Genomic DNA, 556 nt, shown 5'->3' on the forward strand with positions numbered 1-556 from the left:
GTGATGATCGTCCGGGTGGTTTCCGGCGTGATGAGGGTGAGCGGCGTTCGTTCTCCGGTGATCGTGACCGTGACCGGGGTGGGCGACCTCCCTACCGTGAGAACCGTCCCCACGGGCGTGACGAGCGTCGTGATGATCGTCCGGGTGGGTTCCGGCGCGATGACCGGCGTGATGATCGTCCCGGTGGATTCCGGCGTGATGAGGGTGAGCGGCGTTCGTTCTCCGGTGACCGTGACCGTGACCGCGGTGGGCGACCTCCCTACCGTGAGAACCGTCCCCACGGGCGTGACGAGCGCCGTGATGATCGTCCGGGTGGGTTCCGGCGCGATGACCGGCGTGATGATCGTCCGGGTGGGTTCCGGCGCGATGAGGGTGAGCGGCGTTCGTTCTCCGGTGATCGTGACCGTGACCGGGGTGGGCGACCTCCCTACCGTGAGAACCGTCCCCACGGGCGTGACGAGCGCCGTGATGATCGTCCGGGTGGGTTCCGGCGCGATGACCGGCGTGATGATCGTCCGGGTGGGTTCCGGCGCGATGACCGGCGTGATGATCGTCC

General features: G+C 68.0%; 1 protein-coding gene. It reads left to right on the forward strand.

Going from position 1 to position 556, the window contains the following annotated elements; genetic code table 11:
- On the forward strand, positions 1-556 hold a 556-nt coding region (locus FNQ90_RS26170), incomplete at both ends, for a hypothetical protein (protein WP_407699450.1).

The organism is Streptomyces alkaliphilus, from assembly GCF_014141535.1.
In the GTDB taxonomy this organism is placed as follows: Bacteria; Actinomycetota; Actinomycetes; order Streptomycetales; family Streptomycetaceae; genus Streptomyces; species Streptomyces alkaliphilus.